The 18306-nt window shown below is 45.6% G+C and carries 17 protein-coding genes and 2 pseudogenes; 7 read left to right on the top strand and 12 right to left on the bottom strand.

Annotation, left to right across the window (positions count from 1 at the left end; translation table 11 throughout):
• Positions 1–151: 151 nt before the first annotated feature.
• The 8 genes and pseudogenes from N4J56_RS00370 to N4J56_RS00405 form a co-directional block, all read right to left on the bottom strand.
• Positions 152–418: a microviridin/marinostatin family tricyclic proteinase inhibitor gene (locus tag N4J56_RS00370; RefSeq protein WP_317104635.1), complete on the bottom strand. Its 267-nt coding sequence runs from the start codon at positions 416–418 to the stop codon at positions 152–154.
• A gap of 508 nt (positions 419–926) precedes the next feature.
• Positions 927–3176, bottom strand: coding sequence for a glycoside hydrolase (locus N4J56_RS00375; RefSeq protein WP_317104636.1), 2250 nt, complete (start codon positions 3174–3176; stop codon positions 927–929).
• Between the two features lie 177 nt (positions 3177–3353).
• Positions 3354–3584 carry a NifU family protein gene (locus N4J56_RS00380; protein ID WP_015152173.1) on the bottom strand — a complete coding sequence of 77 codons (231 nt, stop codon included), beginning with the start codon at positions 3582–3584 and terminating at the stop codon, positions 3354–3356.
• Positions 3585–3704: 120 nt separating this feature from the next.
• Complete coding sequence (locus N4J56_RS00385; RefSeq protein WP_317104637.1) at positions 3705–4355, bottom strand: DUF3386 domain-containing protein; 651 nt, start codon at positions 4353–4355, stop codon at positions 3705–3707.
• A 266-nt stretch (positions 4356–4621) separates the two neighbouring features.
• A pseudogene (locus N4J56_RS00390) lies at positions 4622–5692 on the bottom strand (sensor histidine kinase); the annotation flags it as partial.
• 3 nt (positions 5693–5695) lie between these two features.
• Entirely contained in the window at positions 5696–6502 is an 807-nt protein-coding gene (locus N4J56_RS00395) for an IS5 family transposase (protein WP_317104639.1), read from the bottom strand.
• 18 nt (positions 6503–6520) lie between these two features.
• On the bottom strand, positions 6521–7327 hold the full coding sequence (locus N4J56_RS00400) for a hypothetical protein (protein ID WP_317104640.1): 807 nt from the start codon (positions 7325–7327) through the stop codon (positions 6521–6523).
• Positions 7328–7420: 93 nt separating this feature from the next.
• A complete protein-coding gene (locus N4J56_RS00405; RefSeq protein ID WP_015152176.1) occupies positions 7421–7648 on the bottom strand; it encodes a ribbon-helix-helix domain-containing protein in 228 nt (75 codons plus the stop codon).
• Positions 7649–7978: 330 nt separating this feature from the next.
• Here N4J56_RS00405 and lepA point away from each other — a divergent pair, with 330 nt between their 5' ends.
• Positions 7979–9793, top strand: a complete 1815-nt coding sequence (gene lepA, locus N4J56_RS00410) for a translation elongation factor 4 (protein ID WP_317104641.1) — start codon at positions 7979–7981, stop codon at positions 9791–9793.
• 224 nt (positions 9794–10017) lie between these two features.
• Positions 10018–11079: a tRNA 2-thiouridine(34) synthase MnmA gene (gene mnmA / locus N4J56_RS00415; protein ID WP_317104642.1), complete on the top strand. Its 1062-nt coding sequence runs from the start codon at positions 10018–10020 to the stop codon at positions 11077–11079.
• A 105-nt stretch (positions 11080–11184) separates the two neighbouring features.
• Here the strand turns inward: mnmA and typA are convergent, their stop codons facing one another.
• Positions 11185–12975, bottom strand: coding sequence for a translational GTPase TypA (typA, locus tag N4J56_RS00420; protein WP_317104643.1), 1791 nt, complete (start codon positions 12973–12975; stop codon positions 11185–11187).
• A gap of 167 nt (positions 12976–13142) precedes the next feature.
• A complete protein-coding gene (locus N4J56_RS00425; protein ID WP_317104644.1) occupies positions 13143–13718 on the bottom strand; it encodes a hypothetical protein in 576 nt (191 codons plus the stop codon).
• Between N4J56_RS00425 and N4J56_RS00430 the strand changes: the two genes are divergently transcribed.
• The 3 genes from N4J56_RS00430 to N4J56_RS00440 all read left to right on the top strand — a co-directional run bounded on the left by N4J56_RS00430 (position 13717) and on the right by N4J56_RS00440 (position 14520).
• The gene (locus N4J56_RS00430; protein ID WP_015152181.1) at positions 13717–13938 is read left to right on the top strand and encodes a helix-turn-helix domain-containing protein; all 222 of its coding nucleotides are present in this window, start codon (positions 13717–13719) and stop codon (positions 13936–13938) included. The genes N4J56_RS00425 and N4J56_RS00430 overlap by 2 nt on opposite strands.
• Before the next feature lie 61 nt (positions 13939–13999).
• Positions 14000–14173 (top strand): hypothetical protein, encoded by a 174-nt coding sequence (locus tag N4J56_RS00435; protein ID WP_317104645.1) that lies wholly within the window; start codon positions 14000–14002, stop codon positions 14171–14173.
• The gene (locus tag N4J56_RS00440) at positions 14173–14520 is read left to right on the top strand and encodes a type II toxin-antitoxin system PemK/MazF family toxin (protein ID WP_317104646.1); all 348 of its coding nucleotides are present in this window, start codon (positions 14173–14175) and stop codon (positions 14518–14520) included. Before N4J56_RS00435 ends, N4J56_RS00440 begins: the two co-directional genes overlap by 1 nt.
• A 156-nt stretch (positions 14521–14676) precedes the next feature.
• Here N4J56_RS00440 and N4J56_RS00445 read toward each other — a convergent pair.
• Positions 14677–15853: pseudogene (locus tag N4J56_RS00445) on the bottom strand (IS4 family transposase).
• A 170-nt stretch (positions 15854–16023) separates the two neighbouring features.
• Here N4J56_RS00445 and N4J56_RS00450 point away from each other — a divergent pair.
• Positions 16024–16599 carry an HD domain-containing protein gene (locus N4J56_RS00450; protein WP_317104647.1) on the top strand — a complete coding sequence of 192 codons (576 nt, stop codon included), beginning with the start codon at positions 16024–16026 and terminating at the stop codon, positions 16597–16599.
• Positions 16600–16652: 53 nt separating this feature from the next.
• Positions 16653–17756: an ABC transporter ATP-binding protein gene (locus N4J56_RS00455; RefSeq protein WP_317104648.1), complete on the top strand. Its 1104-nt coding sequence runs from the start codon at positions 16653–16655 to the stop codon at positions 17754–17756.
• Positions 17757–17764: 8 nt separating this feature from the next.
• Here the strand turns inward: N4J56_RS00455 and N4J56_RS00460 are convergent, their stop codons facing one another.
• Entirely contained in the window at positions 17765–18235 is a 471-nt protein-coding gene (locus tag N4J56_RS00460; protein WP_317104649.1) for a GNAT family N-acetyltransferase, read from the bottom strand.
• Positions 18236–18306: the final 71 nt, after the last annotated feature.

Here is an 18306-nt window from a genome sequence, read left to right on the forward strand (position 1 = left end):
TATACTCCAATTTGCGATCGCTAACTCGTAATTCGTAGCTCTTACTCTCTCCATCATTACTAGATAATTATTTTCTATCACCAAGCTAAGTGCTTGGTCTTAGAGTTAATAAATTACGAATTACGACTTATGAATTACGAATTACAAATCATTATTTGTAATAATCAGAAATTGATGGGAATTTAGGAAAATCAGGCATAGACGGCATCTTGGGCATCTCCATTGATGGGAATTCATAACCTTTATTCCCACCGTCAACGTCAACGTCAGATGGATATGCTAGCGTTGTTGCATATACGCTACCACCACTCACAGATGCCATTTCTACTTCCGAAAGTTCTGCTCCAAATTGCCCTTCTAGAAAATGGGCGAAAAAAGGAATTGGTGAATTTGAATTTCGTGATTTCATGTCAGACATAGATTTTATTTACCTCCGATTGTTTAATTCAAGTTGCAGTAATAGCTCAGCCAATACCTATAAAAAGAATTGAAGAATTATGGTTTTAGAACTATGAATGACAAACCCCACAGACAAATCTAGGGGCTGAAAACAGAAAAATTCAATTTTTCACGCCTTAGCTGGGCTTGAAAACATTCAACTTATTCCGAATTCCAAATTCTGAATTCTTAAGTTGTATTGCTATGCTTTAGTTAGCAACCTATACTCACCACTTCATCTAGCGGTATAAAGGTTACGCATAGTTTTACAAAAATTTATTTTCAAGGGTATACAAAAGCGAAAAGATGTGTTTTTTCGTCGTAGGGGCGGGTTTAGCAAAAGAGCCACAGCTAGTCACAAGAAATCTTGGTTCAAAACCCGCCCGTACAAAAGAAATTGTGAACTGCGTTCGCTTAGCGAGCGCGATCCCGCAGAGGTAGTATAGCGCAGCGTAAGAGTGCGAATTGAATTGTCTCCCTTATCCCCTCTAGGGTACTTCAATCGGAATCAAAGCATTCTCAGGCAAATACTGCTGGAATCTGCCCTCGTCTGCCAAGACCAAAACCAAGCGTAAAGGATAATCTGGTGGCATTTGCAAGTCAGCCCAAGGAACTGCTACTTCTAGGCAACGCTCTAGCGCTACCTGAGCGCGACTGGCGCGGGGATGCCATTGATAGTGTTCTCCCGCCTCTTGAAAGTGAACCGATTGTGTCAGTAAATTAACTTCCAAGCGATGGTGAAACATAAAGTTCATTGGCGCTTGCTCTGGCAAGTCTACCAAAGGCGGGGGGCTGTTATGCATGGTGCGATCAGGATAGAACCAGAGTAAATTGAGTTCTGGTGGCAAGTCCTGACCTGGCTTTGCTCCTGTTTTGAAATCTAGTCTGAGATAGAAATTTAGGTGATCTACCCCGTACCAAATGCGCTGTACCGTGCTGCTTTGATGCATCGTTCCCCGCGCTCCACCCACTTCTAAGCGTCCAGCTTTGTCCCAGTCTTGCTCGTCACCCATACCGTCAATACTGGGGTGAATGAAGCTTTGAGGGCGATGGTCGGCTGGAGCGGCATGAATTTCCACCGGACGCAGCAGCACTGGAGGAACGGGTTGATTTAAGGATTGATAAATGCCACACAAATGCTCTCGAAACAACTGGTCGAACATGGCATCGTGATTGGAGGAATGACCTTCACCAAACCACCAAAACCAATCGGAACCCTCGGCGGCGTATAAAGCTTCCCAAACTTCGGGGTTATTCTCTTCTGTCGCCTCTGGATGCTGTGCCAATACCTCTCTCGCTGCTGCTAGCAAGTCCCAAGCTCGATTTTTTGCCGGATCGCCAATCCAAGTGGTAAAGCTGCCATCTACCCAAGAGCCGCTGTGTAACTTCTCACCTGGAATTGTTGCAGTTGGGGGAAAAGCATCGATAAATTCCGAGACGGTGACGAGTTTGATATGAGGATGGTTGCTGAGAGTTTGATATAAGTTTTCTAAGAAGGGTTTGCCATCTTGAGGATAGTATTCCCAGCAGTTTTCTCCATCTAATGCAATCGTGACGAGCCAAGGTTGTTCTAAGCTAGTCCGATCGCCTTCTTGGTGCTGTTTGAGCTGATGGGAGATCGACTCTAAATGTCCCACCAAATCTGCTGCGGCGCGCTTGGGTGGCATCGACCCATATGTAAAACCAATTAAATCTGACAATCTATGATCGCGAAAGACAATGGATAAATCTCCCGCTGGTGTCTGCAAGCGATAGGGACGGTATAACAATTCTGGTTCGATGACATTTCCCGCCCCGTCGCGGTGGAAAAAGTGCTTGAGCGTCCACCCTAAAACGGCTTCATCAGAAACAATCCAATTAAATCCTTGCTTGATAATATAGGGGAGAATTTCAGGGCTGACAGACTGTTCGGAAGGCCACAATCCCCTGGGTATTTGTCCAAAGCGGTCTTCGTATAACTCCCATGCTTTTTGCAAGTGACGCGGAATATCTTCTGCCCACTGAAAGCGGTAGTTGGGCAGATTCATATTCGGTACGGCAACCCGACCGGAGTTCGTATCGGCAAGTAAAGGCAGAATTGGATGAGTATAAGGTGAGGTAGTAACTTCTAGTTGCCCCGTTTCCTGCATGTGGCGATGTTGGGGGACAATCCGACTGATAATTTCCCTTTGTTTAGAATAAATCCGCTGGCGATCGCTTAAAGTAAAACTCCGACCTTGCTGCAACCATTGAGCAATTTCGGGGTCGTCCCAAAAAATTGGATCGATCCAAACTAAATTATGCCAAGCCAGTAGATCGCCGTAATCTTCCTTCTGCCAATTGTCCAAACACCAAGCTGCACCGCGTTCCTGCCGTTGATGGTACAACTCTGCATAACGGGGATGAGGATCGATCAGGGTATGGTGATTGGCATCAAAAAAGTTAGCGATGATAAATTGTTGTTGCTCCCTTTGCAGTTGCTCTGTAGGTGTCAAGCTAACTGTGAGGTAGGGATCGAAAGCAGTCCCAGCAATGTAATCTTCTAGTTGCAGAATCAGAGAAGGAACGAGGTTAACCGTTTGATGTAACTTAGGATAACGCTCTAGAATTAACACCAAATCCAGATAGTCTTTTGTCCCGTGCAACCTGACCCACGGCAAGCGATACTGATTGGATGTAGAAGCAGAACTGCGATCGCGACTTTTATACAGTGGTTGGTGCTGATGCCAGACGAATGCAACGTAGAGGGGATGAGACATAGGCTAGGAACTAGGGGTTAGAGTAGGACGGAGAGACAAGGAAGACAAGGAGGACAAGGAAGACAAGGGAGAAGTCTTAAGTTGTAAGTCGGATATTCGTAAGTCACTACCTACTACAAATCGACTCACTCTTCACTGGTCACTCCCTCTACTCCCTGCTCCCTGCTCCCTGCTCCCTTAAATCACTTGTTCGACTTCAGCGATTTCGGGGATCATTTCCCGTAAACGGCGCTCGATTCCCATTCTCAGAGTCATGGTAGAACTAGGGCAAGAACCACAAGCTCCTTGTAACCGCAACCGCACGATTGGACCATCGAGTTCGACTAGTTCTACGTTGCCACCATCTGACATCAGATAGGGGCGCATTTCATCCAAAACTGTTTCTACATTATCTGTTGTAAGTTCCATAGAATTAGACCTTTGTTTAACAAACTTGCTAAAACGATCCTAGCTTTTATGCGGGAGTAGGGAGTAGGGAGTAGGGAGTAGAGAATAATCTATTCTTTTCACGCACCACGCACCACTCGCCTAAACTGCAACAGCTTCTAGTAGTTTGATGTTAGAGAAGTTGAACTCGGTTTTCATTCGTTCTTGTTGCTGATAGTCTTCTATGATTTGCTTGGTCATGACGTAATAGTCACCAAATTTTTCGTAAAAGTCTTGAAACTTTAATACCTTGATGACTTCGTTAGTTTGTGGATTGCGGAACACTGCATTGTAGCGACTAGCTACGTAACCCCCGCCTGTATCTAAGCTATCGTGGGTGTCGATAACAAAAGCCATGCGACCCATAACGCGGCTGACTTGGCAAATTTCCGTACCGCGCACTTTGTAGTTAGAACCCATAGCATCGCCTTTGACCAGGATTTCTACTGCGCCACTGTCATCGAGTTTACCGAGGCTAAACTCATTTTTGCCGTGAGACTGCTCGAATTGCGATCGCTTGCGGTGAGTAACAATGTCTCGCAGCTGCGTGTAAACGCTTTCTTGTACTTTTTCGTCTTCTATGCCTGTAACTTCTACGCTCAAATCGCGATTTATCCGAATTCTACCCGTGTAGACTTCATCACCTTGTGTCAATTGCACGTCTGCACTGTAACCAGGAAAGTTGTCATCCCAGGTATAGCGGCTTTCATAAGCCGTCTTGAATAAGTCCCGCGCACTTGTTTGCTCTGTCATAGCACTATTGTGACTTCACCTTTTACAGTTTAGTCCGAATGAGGAGCGCGGAGCGAGGGAAAGAGCGTGGTGCGTGGTGGAGCGGGCGGAAGCGCGGGTGTCCCGCGCATTGGAAAGCGAGCGGATGTCGAGGGAACCTCGACATTTAAGCCGCGTGCCGCGTCGTGGTGCGTGATAAAAGGTTGTAGGATGTAGGGTGTAGGGTGTAGGGTGTGGAGATTGTAAATTTCTTTCTCCCTAACTCCTCACTCCTCGCTCCTCACCCCTCACTCCCCATCTCCCAGTCCTAATACCATCAACGGCTCTTGATACAGAGGGACGGTGAAGGTGACTGTGGAACCGAGTCCCTCACCCATGCTATAAAAATTGACTGTTCCCCCCATAGCTTCAACTAGCTTTTGGGATATTGTTAATCCCAAGCCAGTACCACCATACTGCCGCGTGCGAGAGCCGTCTACTTGGCTAAAGGATTGAAATAGTTTATCTTGCTTATCTAAAGAAACACCAATGCCCGTATCGGCAACGCGAACTTTCACCATTCCCGGTAGGACTTGATTTTGAAAGATGGTTTTTTTCCGGGTGATATCCGCACTGATAGTAACGCCGCCTTCGTGGGTGAATTTGATCGCGTTACCGACCAAATTGAGCAGCACCTGCAATAGCCGTTGATAATTACCTAAGACAATGATTTCGTCTGCCGTAGGTGGTAATTGGATTTGCAAACTTAAATTTTTCTGCTCGGCTTGGGTTCTAGTAAAGTCTTCGAGATCGCTAAATAGTTCGTTGAGTCTAACTTGACCTAACTCCAAATCCATTTTGCCTGCTTCAATTTTGGCAATATCTAGAATGTCGTTGATGATATTGAGCAGGTGCAAGCCGGAGCGATAGGCTTCTTGGATAAATTCTTCCTGTTCTTCAGGATCGTCCGCCATCCCCTCAAGCACTAACTTTAAAAATCCCAGCATTCCATTCAGTGGCGTGCGGAGTTCGTGGGAAGTGTTAGCAAGAAATTCGCTTTTGAGGCGGGAGGCTTCTTCTGCTTGTTGGCGAGCTTCTTCTAGCTGCTTGTATAGAGTAGCATGGGCGATCGCCGTGCCAATTTGATCGGCTAAATCTCGTACCAACTCGATTTCTTCCGTCGTCCACTGGCGTAAGCGAGGGATCGGCTGCAACATCGAATTACTGTGAGTCTGTGGTTGAAGGCTGCGTTCGCAATGCTGCAAGCAAATTAAGCCGTTGGGCTTATCGCGATCGACCGTTGCTAATAGTAAGATTGATTGTTGAAACTGGGGATTTTCTGTCTTCTCGATCGCCACAGGTGCAAGAGTCTCTAGAGCGTGTTATGCACTTTGCCTTACCAAATCTACAAATCGCCTGAGCATTATGACGGCAAAGGCAACAAAATGAAAACCAACTAATGTCTGTGCTAAACGTTCATAATCTCTTGTTAAGCGCCGAAAGCGCCCAGTCCACGCAAAACTTCGCTCCACTACCCACCTGCGAGGAAGTAAAACAAATCCCTTCTTGGCTTCTGGTAGTTTGACGACTTCCAATTGGATACCTTCTACGGCAGCCTCCTGAGCGGCTTGTTCTCCGGTATACCCTTGATCCACAAAGGCAATTTCCACCGTCTCACCAGTAATTTCTTGCACTTGTTGAGCAAGTTCCTGTACCTGGGAGCGGTCTTGTTCGTTCGCAGGGGTCACTACCAGTCCTAACAAATGTCCCAGAGTATCAACTGCAACATGTACCTTGCTGCCCTTCTTGCGTTTACCACCGTCATACCCAGCTCGTCCTCCACTTTCAGGGGTTGACTGTAGGGTGCGACTGTCGAGAATCACCGCAGTTGGGGTCTCCTTGCGTCCGGCAGCCAACCGCAGTAGTGTTCGGAGGTCGTCTACAATTGCCTCAAATACTCCTGCATCAATCCACCGTTGAGTTTGCTGATAAACTGCTGCCCAAGGCGGAAGGTCATGCGGCATCATGCGCCAAGAGGCACCAGAGCGAACCAGCCAACGCAACCCGTTAAACACTTCCCTGAGACTATGTTCTCGTTGCGGTGCTTCTTCGCTCATCAAAGTAAGATAAGGGGCAACAAATGTCCACTCGTCATCACTGACATCAGTAGGATATGCTTTTCTTTCCATATTCCTACTCTAGCGATCCTAAAAGTTCATAACACCCTCTAGAGCCTGACAGTAACCCGGTTCGTGCATGATATCAATTGATTGACCCAGCATCGATCGCACTGCCATTTGGCGATACTCAGCTACCACTTGCAAATGGAGATCTTCCGGTCTATACGAGCAGATAATACAATGACTGACACCCAAGGCTTGACCCAAACTTTCTACAGTTTGCTGCCAAATTGTATTTAGATCTAACGTGCGGCGAATGTTACGCGCAATTTGACTGAGAAGCTTTTTAGACGAGACTGAACCGAGCGATCCCATTGCGGTAGTCGCCAATTCCGAATAGACATCGGCTACCACTTCGTTGTCTATTTCTTCTAAGTGTCGCCCTATGACTAAAACAGAAGTAGCCGATCCCGTTGCGGGTAAAATTGGGCTAATTACCAACTCGAATCCAAACAATTTTTGTCCGTAGCGAAATACGCAGTGACAGCGTTCGGGAACGAGACTTTCCAAAATCCTTTGCACCCGCCTTAAGTACGCAGTTGGATCTAAAGGTCCAAAAGTTTGTTCTAAAGATTGTCCTATAATCCGCTCTTGCTGCAAACCCACACTATCGGCTTGTTGCCATGAAAAATAAAGATAGCAACCCGAGCTATCCTGCACGTAGGCTAATTCAGCTCCTAGAGATGATAGAGAGCCGTTGGAATTCATACCAAATGACTCGAATGAAGATGTGAAAGCTGGCTGGTGGGAATCTGTATTAGCACTCATTACTAAAGATAGTTCGACACAGCGCAAGTCGAATGACTCGGCAAACATTTGCTTCGAGTTTGGCACAAAACCTGATAAATTGGGAATTTTGCTTGGTGTCGCCAGCAATTTACCAAGCACTCTAGTCAAGAGAGCGTTTACCAAGTCAGATTAAAACTGTTAATCGTTCCACTCACCGCGTGGTGGTACGGGTGTACGAGGGATCGTGCGAGTTAGTTCGTCATCTCGTTGCGTTTCACCGCGCAACCATTGACGGATAGCGACTTCTATCACTTTACTCGGATCGTTAGTTAAATGCTGAATTTGATCGACGAGTTCCGAATCTAAATGAATAGAGAGTTTTACCTTGTCGAGGTTTGCGTCTGATGTATCGATGTTGTCATTCATAAGCGCTAAACGGTAATTAATTTAGCAAACGTATCTTTGCCATGCTTGGCTTGCAGCTCTTCCGGCGCAGCTATCTAAACTAGAACAGGACTTTTCTGGCGCTACTCAAGGGCGATCGCGTCGGAATAGGTCTATTGTAAGCTTTATCAGCGACCAGTTATCAATTGTCACTTATTCAGATGTCAGTTATTAGTGACCAGCGACCAACTACCAACTACCAACTACTAACAACTCTTCACTACTCCCTACTCTCTACTCCCTACTCCCTCAATAAAAGATTAAAATGCGTTAAGTACGATCGCTATTTGCTTGCTACTAAATCGTAAAAATATGACAGATGTTTCCGCCGAGCGCATTCGTAATTTTTCAATTATCGCTCACATTGACCACGGGAAATCAACTCTAGCCGATCGCCTGTTGCTGACAACTGGTACGGTTGCAGAACGGGTGATGAAGCAGCAGTTTCTCGACAATATGGAGTTGGAACGAGAGCGCGGCATTACGATTAAGTTGCAAGCGGCTCGGATGAACTATCAGGCAAAGGACGGAGAAGCTTACGTCCTCAATTTAATTGATACCCCAGGACATGTTGACTTTTCTTATGAGGTGTCTCGCTCTTTAGCAGCTTGCGAGGGAGCATTATTAGTTGTCGATGCTTCCCAAGGAGTAGAAGCACAAACTCTAGCAAATGTCTACTTAGCCTTGGAGCATGACTTAGAAATCATTCCCGTACTGAATAAAATTGACTTGCCAGGGGCAGAACCAGAACGGGTGATTGAGGAGATCGAACAAATTATTGGCTTAGATTGCAGCAATGCAATTTTAGCATCGGCAAAAGAGGGAATCGGCATTGACGAGATTTTAGAGGCGATCGTCCACCGCGTACCACCTCCACGTAACACGATTAACGATCCCTTACGGGCATTAATTTTTGATAGCTACTACGATAGCTACAGAGGAGTCATCGTCTATTTTCGCGTCATGGATGGTACGGTGAAAAAAGGCGATCGCGTCCGTTTGATGGCATCGAAAAAAGAATACGAAATTGACGAATTAGGTGTCCTCTCTCCAAATCAAAAGCAAGTCGAAGAACTCCACGCCGGAGAAGTCGGTTATCTCGCCGCCGCCATTAAAGCTGTAGCCGATGCGCGGGTGGGCGATACAATTACCCTAGCAGCAAAACCAGCAGCTCAGGCTTTACCAGGTTACACCGAAGCAAAGCCGATGGTATTTTGCGGGATGTTTCCCACTGACTCAGACGAGTTTGAAAATCTGCGCGATGCTCTGGAAAAGCTGAGACTCAACGATGCAGCCTTGCAATACGAACCAGAAACCTCAAGCGCGATGGGGTTTGGTTTCCGCTGCGGTTTCTTGGGATTGTTACACATGGAAATCGTCCAAGAACGTTTAGAACGCGAATACGATTTAGATTTGGTAATTACAGCTCCATCGGTAGTTTACAAAGTAGTTACCAACAACGGCGAAGAAATTTATGTTGATAATCCCAGCAAGTTACCAGCACCCAACGAACGGGAAAGCATTGCTGAACCCTACGCTCAAGTAGAAATGATTACGCCAGAATCTTTTGTTGGCACGTTGATGGAGTTGTGTCAAAATCGGCGGGGAATCTTCAAAGATATGAAGTATCTTACCCAGGGGCGCACGACATTAACTTATGAATTGCCTTTGGCAGAGGTAGTCACAGACTTTTTCGATCAAATGAAGTCGCGATCGCGCGGATATGCCAGCATGGAGTATCATCTCATCGGCTACCGCGAAAATCCCCTAGTCCGCCTAGATTTGATGATCAACGGCGATCCGGTAGACTCATTAGCAATGATCGTCCATCGTGACAAAGCCTATGGTGTCGGACGAGCGATGGCAGAAAAACTTAAAGAATTAATCCCGCGCCATCAATTTAAAGTCCCGATTCAAGCCGCCATCGGTAGCAAAGTCATCGCCAGCGAACACATTCCCGCCTTGCGTAAAGACGTACTTGCCAAATGCTACGGTGGTGACATCAGCCGCAAGAAAAAACTCTTGCAAAAGCAAGCTAAAGGTAAAAAGCGGATGAAAGCCGTCGGTACGGTAGACGTACCCCAAGAAGCATTTATGGCTGTACTAAAATTGGATGGTTCGCAATAATGAGTGGCTGGTGGCTAGTGGCTAGTAAATAGGGTGTGGGATGTGGGGTGTGGGATGTGGGGGGTGTGTGGGGTGTAGGGAATTTTGAATTGCTTCCCCAGCCTCCCCAGCTCCCTCAGCTCTCTTCCCCGACTCCCGACTCCCAATTCCCGACTCCCGACCCCAGCAGGCGATCGCCAAGAAGATCTAAATTAGTATCAGTATCTCGCCATTTTCCCAGAACCATGAATAAAATCGTCGTCGGTCTTTCTGGTGGAGTTGATAGTTCCACCGCCGCCGCCATTCTACATAACCAAGGATATGATGTCGTTGGTCTGACCCTTTGGCTGATGAAAGGCAAAGGACAATGCTGTTCGGAGGGAATGGTAGATGCTGCGTATATCTGCGAACAATTGGGTATTTCCCATCACATTGTCGATATGCGGGAAGTTTTTCAAACCCACATCATCGACTACTTAGTCTCTGGATATAGTGACGGTATCACTCCCTTACCCTGTTCGCAGTGCAACAAAACGGTAAAATTCAGCCCTATGTTGCAGTATGCTAGGGAAAAATTGGGTGTAGACAAGATTGCGACGGGACACTACGCTCGAATTACTCACGACCCAACATCGGGACGCTATCAATTGCGACGAGCTGTAGATCGTAATAAGGATCAGTCGTACTTTTTATACGATTTGACACAAGGTGTTTTAGCAGGTGTCGTGTTTCCATTAGGTGAAAAACTGAAAGTTGAAACGCGACAAATCGCCTCTGAATACAATTTGAAAACAGCCGACAAGCCAGAAAGCCAAGACTTGTGCTTGATTGAAAGCCACGGTTCTATGCGGGAGTTTTTGGATAAATACATTGCTCCCAAAAAAGGCGAAATTATCGATGCTGCTGGTAAGGTATTGGGACAACATGATGGTGTCCATCATTACACGATCGGGCAGCGCAAAGGTTTGGGAATTGCCGCAGCCGAACCGCTGTACGTGATTGGCTTAGATCCGGTGATGAATCGGGTAATTGTGGGCGATCGCACCACTGCTAATCAACTAGAATGTACCGTGGGGCGGGTTAACTGGGTTTCTATATCGGAACCTAATGCACCCATTCGCGCTCAAGTCCAAGTACGATATCGTTCGACTGCGGTGGATGTGACAGTGGTTCCTTTGGCAAATTCTCGCGTTAAGTTGGTATTTGACGAACCCCAATTCAGCATTACGCCAGGACAAGCTGCTGTTTGGTACGACGGTGATGTCGTCCTGGGTGGTGGAATTATTGAAAAGCCTGTCAATTGTTGATGCATACACGTAGGGGCGTACAGATGTGCGCCCCTGCAAGTTATATATTTCACCCAACGTAGAGACGTTACATGTAACGTCTCTACAACAACACCTCTACACAAATCATCGCTTAGCTAGCTTTTTCGATAGCTTCCGCAGCCGAATTGACTTAGGAGTAACTTCTACTAGCTCATCAGGTCCAATGTACTCTAGAGCGCGTTCCAGGCTCATGTCTACGGGTGCTTGCAACTGGACTAATTCATCGCCACTAGCAGCACGGTGGTTGGTTAGCTGTTTGGTCTTGCAAACATTCAGTTCTAAGTCTTGCGGACGATTGTGTTCGCCGACAATCATTCCTTTGTAGACTTTAGTACCAGGAGTGATGAAGAATACACCTCTGTCTTCAGCGTTCTTCATGGCGTAGAAAGTGGCTACTCCTTCTTCAAAAGAAATCAGTACGCCGTTGCGACGGGCTTCGATTTCCCCAGAAATGGCGCGGTATTCGAGGAAGCTGTGGTTCATGATCCCTTCGCCACGAGTCATCCGCATGAATTCGCCACGAAAACCAACCAAACCACGGGCAGGAATGACGAAATCGAGTTGAGTGCGTCCGTTACCCCCAACTTGCATATCCTGCATTTCGCCCCGTCGCTGTCCCAGGCGTTCGATACAACTACCTACAGCTTCTTCTGGTACGTCTAACACCAGATATTCAAACGGTTCGCAGGGTTGCCCGCTGACTTCGCGATAAATGACTTGTGGCTGAGAAACTTGAAACTCGTAGCCTTCGCGCCGCATGGTTTCAATTAAGATTCCCAAGTGAAGTTCGCCCCGTCCCGAAACCAAGAATTTGTCGGGGGAGTCGGTTTCTTCCACACGCAGGGCGACGTTTGTTTCCAATTCTCGCATCAAGCGATCGCGTACCTGTCTAGAAGTAACGAAGTTTCCTTCTTGTCCGGCAAAGGGCGAATCGTTGACGGAAAATGTCATTTGTAAGGTCGGCTCGTCTACCTTAATTAGCGGTAGTGCCTGGGGTTCGTTGGGACAAGTTATCGTTTCGCCAATATTAGCATCGGCAAATCCGGCGAGCGCAATAATGTTACCCGCAGATGCTTCTTCTTGGTCGATCCGTTTTAAACCCTCAAAGCCCATCAATTTTGTGACTTTGCCTTTAACGATTTCCCCGGTGTCGCGGATCAAAGCGGCTTGCTGTCCGACGCGGATCGTCCCGTTGTGAATTTTACCGATCGCAATTCGTCCTACATATTCCGAGTAGTCTAGAGTTGTGACTTGTAATTGCAGTGGCTTTGCTGGATCGCCTACAGGTGGTGGAACGTGACGTAAAATCGCGTCAAATAGGGGCTGCATGTCTACCCCTTCGGCTTCTAAATCTTCTTTGGCATAGCCGCTTAAACCAGAAGCAAATAAATAGGGGAAATCGCACTGGTCATCGTCTGCACCCAGTTCCAAAAACAGATCCAACACTTTATCAACTGCACCGTGGGGATCTGCCTGGGGTCGGTCAATTTTATTAACCACAACAATCGGGCGCAGTCCCTTTTCTAGGGCTTTCTTCAGCACGAAGCGCGTCTGAGGCATCGGTCCTTCGTTGGCATCTACGATCAAGATACAACCGTCAACCATGCCCAAAACTCGTTCGACTTCGCCGCCAAAGTCAGCGTGACCGGGAGTATCGACAATATTGATCAGCGTCTCTTTGTAGCGCACTGCTGTGTTTTTTGACAAGATGGTAATGCCTCGCTCTCGTTCCAAGGCATTCGAGTCCATCACGCAATCAGGTACGTCTTCCCCTTCGCGGAAAATGCCAGATTGTCTCAGGAGGGCATCAACGAGAGTAGTTTTGCCGTGATCGACGTGGGCGATAATGGCGACGTTGCGAATGGGGAGCGTCATAAGGGCGTTCCAGAGTTTTGTATAGGATAATTAAGCTGATACGGTGTTAGCAGCCTTTAGCAGAATTGAGTCAATAATAGCAATTCTGTAAATATGCCTTAATAATTGTAGCTTATGAGGGGAGTCGGGAGTCGGGAGTTGGGAGTCGGGAAGTCAAAAGTCAAAAGTCAAAAGTCAAAATTAATCGGTTGCTGGTCACTGATAACTGTAAAGACAGTGCGTAATGCTGCTACAACATCTGGGGACAGGATTGGCTCAATTGCGCTGATAATATACTTCCAGTTATCTAACTCTGTTTGGGAGGCTGCTTGCTGTAATTTTTGTTGGTAGAATTCTTGCCAAAATTGGGGTGCTTGTTTGTTCTGCTTGGCAAACCGCTTGCGCCATCGCCAGAAATCTTTGTTTGTTGGCGGTTCGACTCCGAGGATCGGAGGTAAATCGGCATAGCTGACAAACGTACTCACACCTTTACCTACAACGTGAATGACGTAGCGCCAGCAGTCGATTTTGTAGATTTGCTCTGGTTGAAGGTTGAGGCAAAAAGCGATCGCGTCTTTGGTGACAAATCGCGCCAGAGGATGAATATACTTTGCTGAAACGTTTTCTGTTGCTATCATATGAGTGACTTCCCACGTTGTGGGTTGTATTTTGACAAAGCGATCGTCACAGTTTGCCAGACCAAGGCGATCGCTTTTAATAGGTTTGAGTATTATAGAACGCTTCAGCTGACAAGTCAACGGCATGTCAACAAACGGATTAGTACGATTAAAAATTAGAGAATTTGCAGCGAAAGAAGGGTGGACGTTAAAAGAGGTTTCCGACCGATCGGGAGTAGCTTACGGTACAGTGAAAACTTATGCTGCTTCCCCTGGAATGGCAATGGCAGATATTAACGCACTGCGTAAATTAGCGCAGACTTTTGACGTAATTATAGAAGACTTACTAGAAGTCGTAAAAGAATAGGCGATCGCTTTTGAGAAGAGGAGCGATCGGATTAACAATATAAATTATTAGGTCAAATATTATGTCAAATCTTAGTTTAGAAGAAATCAAAGCCATACTCTTTCAGCTACCAGAACAAGAGCTATTGGAGTTAGTTACCGATCTGGAAGAAAGATTGCAGACAACAGCAATGATGCACTTAGCAGAAACAGGATTTCAGGAATGGGAAGACGAAGAAGAAGATATTTATAAATAATGCCGAAGCCTAAACCTGGAGAAGTATGGTTAGTAAAATTTCCATTTACAGAACTCACCTCTACAAAAGTTAGACCTGCTCTCGTTTTAGCAGAACACAGAGAAGATCTAATTATCGTAGGCATTTTTTCCAAAGTTCCAGCAGGAACATTACGCGAAACTTGGATATTAATAGAAGAAACCGATCTAGAATTTAAACGAACTGGTTTGAAAAAAACTTCTGTAATTCGAACTGAAAAAATTGCTACTGTACACGAGTCAGTGTTTCAAAGGAAGTTAGGAGTTTTACCATCAAACTTAATTAGACTGGTACAAGAGACTATAAAAAAAGCACTAAATCTTTCTTAGTATATTAAGCAATACGGTTCATTTAAGGCTACGCTGTGCTGAGGATAAAGAAAATAGGAGGATTGGTTCGGGGGGGGTGGCTCGATGTCTTGGCTTTTTGAGCGAAACTTGGATACAGGTTTTTTTACAACTCTGGGATTGGTACGAGAAACTCGTTCAGGTAACAGAGTGTCTAAAATCTCTACAGTTAACCAACTTAAAAAAGGGGAGTTCTTGTGATTGCAAGCGTTGAAATTTCGGGATAGCACGACGAATAACTCGCAATGTCCCAGTGAAACTCAGACGCAAAGGAGTGATACCCGCGCTCTTTGCAGCTTGAAACATCAATAACCGCACAGCCCAGTGTCCTAACAACCACCCGTAAACTTCCTGCACAACTTCACGCGGTTTTGAGAGCGAATATGAGTTTTTCGTCCTGATAAATGTACTTTGAGTTCATCAATAGTATTTTCTACTTCCCAGCGTTGATGATATTCAATCGCCAGTAGTTGAGCCGGAAATTTCTCCAATTCCAATAAGCTGGTAATTAAGCGATATCTTAGTTGTTCCTCTGGGTTGTCGGTATTACCAATTGTGTATTCAATCACTCACTCGGATTTGTATGGGCTGGCAAGCTTTTGAGCGGAATTTAGCAGGTGGATAAATCCAACTCAGATAAGAACCATCCGCCAGTGGTTCTTCGCACAAAAACTTGACATTTGCGGGAATTCTTCCTAAATAATCGCTACCAGTTGTGACAGTTGCTTGCACCATTGCATAAGAATGTAACCCTCTGTCCCACATCAACAACATCCCTGAACTCACGGAGCGTAATAATCTTAATGCCCGCACTCGTTCTCCTATTCGATATGGACACATCAATGCATCAAAGATTAAATGTGTTCCTGCTTTACCAAAATGACTAATCGCAGTTTGGGAAATGCGGCTTGTGTGCCAGGACGGCTGCTCGGACGACCAAAAACTCTCGCATTTTCATCGCTGTCTGGCAGATCGAAGCAAGTCCGATCAATTACCACAATTCGCAATCCATTGAGAAATGCTCCTTTGGTATCGGTGCTAGCCATTGGTCGCACCAGTTGATGGAACAATTGACTCATCACCCTTGGACTTAATCGTTGTCGGGCTTGCGTTATTGCTGATTTACAAAAACTCGCCAGTATTTCCCCACTTTCACCCATGCTTCGCTCAGCCCATCAATTAAGTTTTTCAGCACATCTCTCATCGAATCTCGTGACCACAGACTCATCGCAATTACCAAACAAATTACCAATTGTGCTGGTAACGAGCGTTTACGTTGTTCACAAACTTTAGTTTTAGCGATCGCTTGCTCGATCTCCGTGGATGGGATGGCTGCCTCTATCGCTTTGAACACATCACTACTTTGTATCGTAGGAGACAACAATGAGAAATCCTTCAGATGCACTACACTCACTTTCCATTCTTGGGAACAATGCTTAATTTACAACACTTTGAGCCTTAACTGAACCGTAGTGGTATATTAAGATGCTATCCAGCCGCTTTACCGAAGCACTGACTTACGCTACAGAACTCCATGCAAAGCAAGTGCGTAAAAGTTCCGGCGTGCCTTATATTTCTCACCTGCTAGGCGTAACAAGTATTGCTTTAGAATATGGAGCAAATGAAGATGAAGCGATCGCAGCTTTACTTCATGATGCGATTGAAGATCGAGGGGGTGCGGCGACAAGAGAAGAAATTCGCCGTCGTTTTGGCGATACAGTTACCGCGATTGTAGACGGTTGTACCGATGCAGAAATAATTCCCAAACCACCTTGGAGACAGCGCAAAGAAGCATATATCGCCACTATTCCCCAAGCTTCTCCATCAATAATTCTAGTCTCAGCTGCCGACAAACTACACAACGCCAGGTCGATCTTAAAAGACTATCGCGCTCTATGCGAAACAGTATGGGAACGATTTAAAGGTGGTAAAGACGGTACGCTGTGGTACTATCGCGCTGTTGTCGAAGCTTTTATTGCCAAAGGAACAACACCTTTGATCGAAGAATTAGAACGGACAGTTGCAGAATTAGAGCAATTAGTCAAGGATGATAATGGGTAATTGGCAGTTGTCTCTTTCCCTACTCCCTACTCCCTACTCCCTACTTTCTAGTAATGGCAAACGTTCGTCTGGAAGATATTAAGCGCCGATTTAATAACGTCACTGCGATCGAAGATATTACATTCGAGGTTCCCGACGGAGAATTTTGGGTGCTAGTGGGACCATCGGGATGCGGTAAGTCTACAATTTTGAGAACGATCGCGGGATTAGAAACGGCTACATCTGGCAAACTCTATATTGGGGACACGCTGATGAATGATATCCCCGCCAGACAGCGCGATGTCGCGATGGTATTTCAAAATTACGCCCTCTACCCTCACATGACGGTAGCAGAAAATATCGCCTTCGGATTGCAAATGCGGCAAGTCGATCGCAAGATTGTGAGGGAAAGGGTAGATAGAGTAGCGCGATCGCTTTCTTTAGAAAATTTCCTCGATCGCAAACCCAAACAACTATCAGGAGGACAACAACAACGGGTAGCATTAGGTAGAGCGATCGCGCGGCAACCCCAAGTATTTTTATTAGATGAACCCCTATCGAATTTAGATGCTCAATTACGAGACGATATGCGGGCAGAATTGAAACAATTACACGAACAATTAGGCGTAACAACTGTATATGTCACCCACGATCAAATTGAGGCGATGACATTAGCCGATAAAATTGTTGTATTGAATCACGGCAAAATTCAGCAAATTGGCGCACCACAAGAAATTTATGCCCGTCCAGCTAACCGAATGGTAGCAACTTTTATGGGCAACCCCGCAATGAATATCATACCTGCGATTTATACTAATAAAGGTTTTCAGGTAGGAGAACAACACATTTCTTGTCCGACAGAAATACAACAGGAGTTGAACTTAACACAGGGAAAACCCATAGATTTAGGAATTCGCCCTGAGGACATTTATGTCAATGAATCATCTAGCAGCCAAAACACTACTCACTGCTCATCACTCACTACTCACTTAAAAGTAGTAGAACCTTTAGGTAGAGAAATTTTAGTTAGAGGCAACGTACCAGGAACGAGCCTATTATTAAATGTACAAATAAGCCCTGATGTCAATTTAAGAGTAGGCGATCGCTTATCTCTGCAACTAGATCTGAATCGTTTATTTGTTTTTGAGCCAGCTACAGGCGAGCGGTTGTATCCGTAATAGGTGCGTCAGTAACGCACCCTACATCCCTGAAGCATCTTTTCCATACGGATAAAGTATTCATCCTCATCTATAAGTTGATAGCCAAGTCTACGATAAAGCTTTTGTACTGTATTTTCTTTAAAAACACTTAGACGAATCCGCAATAAATTTTTTGATCTAGCAATTTCTTCAATTTGTTGTAACAAGAGCGTACCATATCCCTTATTACGATATGAAGATATTAGTTGAATTGTGTGGAGATAGAGATGATCTCTTGCATCTCGAATACAGAAGAAACCAACGATTCCCCCTTGTGACTGTACCATTGAATATCGTTCGGGAAAACGTGGTTCCTGCCGATCCAACTCTTCATTCCAGCCAATGGTACGGCTGATAATATCGTAAAAATTTTCTCTAGTCAGGGATCGCACGAATTCCCCATGTATTTCTGGAATACAAGGAATAAGCTTCAAATATACATCTTTATCTACATTCATTCACCTTCATCCGCGTTCCAAATCTTTCGATGTAGAGACGTTACATGTAACGTCTCTACTCTACACATGTA

Source organism: Chroococcidiopsis sp. SAG 2025 (assembly GCF_032860985.1).
In the GTDB taxonomy this organism is placed as follows: domain Bacteria; phylum Cyanobacteriota; class Cyanobacteriia; order Cyanobacteriales; family Chroococcidiopsidaceae; genus Chroococcidiopsis.

Excerpts from the sequence above, each read along its gene's own strand:
- N4J56_RS00425 (WP_317104644.1), bottom strand. The coding sequence starts at position 13,718 with ATGCCGTTGACTTGTCAGCTGAAGCGTTCTATAATACTCAAACCTATT.
- mnmA (WP_317104642.1), top strand. The coding sequence starts at position 10,018 with ATGAATAAAATCGTCGTCGGTCTTTCTGGTGGAGTTGATAGTTCCACC.
- N4J56_RS00385 (WP_317104637.1), bottom strand. The coding sequence starts at position 4,355 with ATGACAGAGCAAACAAGTGCGCGGGACTTATTCAAGACGGCTTATGAA.
- N4J56_RS00375 (WP_317104636.1), bottom strand. The coding sequence starts at position 3,176 with ATGTCTCATCCCCTCTACGTTGCATTCGTCTGGCATCAGCACCAACCA.
- N4J56_RS00430 (WP_015152181.1), top strand. The coding sequence starts at position 13,717 with ATGTCAACAAACGGATTAGTACGATTAAAAATTAGAGAATTTGCAGCG.
- N4J56_RS00405 (WP_015152176.1), bottom strand. The coding sequence starts at position 7,648 with ATGAATGACAACATCGATACATCAGACGCAAACCTCGACAAGGTAAAA.
- N4J56_RS00435 (WP_317104645.1), top strand. The coding sequence starts at position 14,000 with ATGTCAAATCTTAGTTTAGAAGAAATCAAAGCCATACTCTTTCAGCTA.
- N4J56_RS00450 (WP_317104647.1), top strand. The coding sequence starts at position 16,024 with ATGCTATCCAGCCGCTTTACCGAAGCACTGACTTACGCTACAGAACTC.
- typA (WP_317104643.1), bottom strand. The coding sequence starts at position 12,975 with ATGACGCTCCCCATTCGCAACGTCGCCATTATCGCCCACGTCGATCAC.
- N4J56_RS00380 (WP_015152173.1), bottom strand. The coding sequence starts at position 3,584 with ATGGAACTTACAACAGATAATGTAGAAACAGTTTTGGATGAAATGCGC.
- N4J56_RS00460 (WP_317104649.1), bottom strand. The coding sequence starts at position 18,235 with ATGAATGTAGATAAAGATGTATATTTGAAGCTTATTCCTTGTATTCCA.
- N4J56_RS00440 (WP_317104646.1), top strand. The coding sequence starts at position 14,173 with ATGCCGAAGCCTAAACCTGGAGAAGTATGGTTAGTAAAATTTCCATTT.
- N4J56_RS00395 (WP_317104639.1), bottom strand. The coding sequence starts at position 6,502 with ATGGAAAGAAAAGCATATCCTACTGATGTCAGTGATGACGAGTGGACA.
- lepA (WP_317104641.1), top strand. The coding sequence starts at position 7,979 with ATGACAGATGTTTCCGCCGAGCGCATTCGTAATTTTTCAATTATCGCT.
- N4J56_RS00455 (WP_317104648.1), top strand. The coding sequence starts at position 16,653 with ATGGCAAACGTTCGTCTGGAAGATATTAAGCGCCGATTTAATAACGTC.
- N4J56_RS00370 (WP_317104635.1), bottom strand. The coding sequence starts at position 418 with ATGTCTGACATGAAATCACGAAATTCAAATTCACCAATTCCTTTTTTC.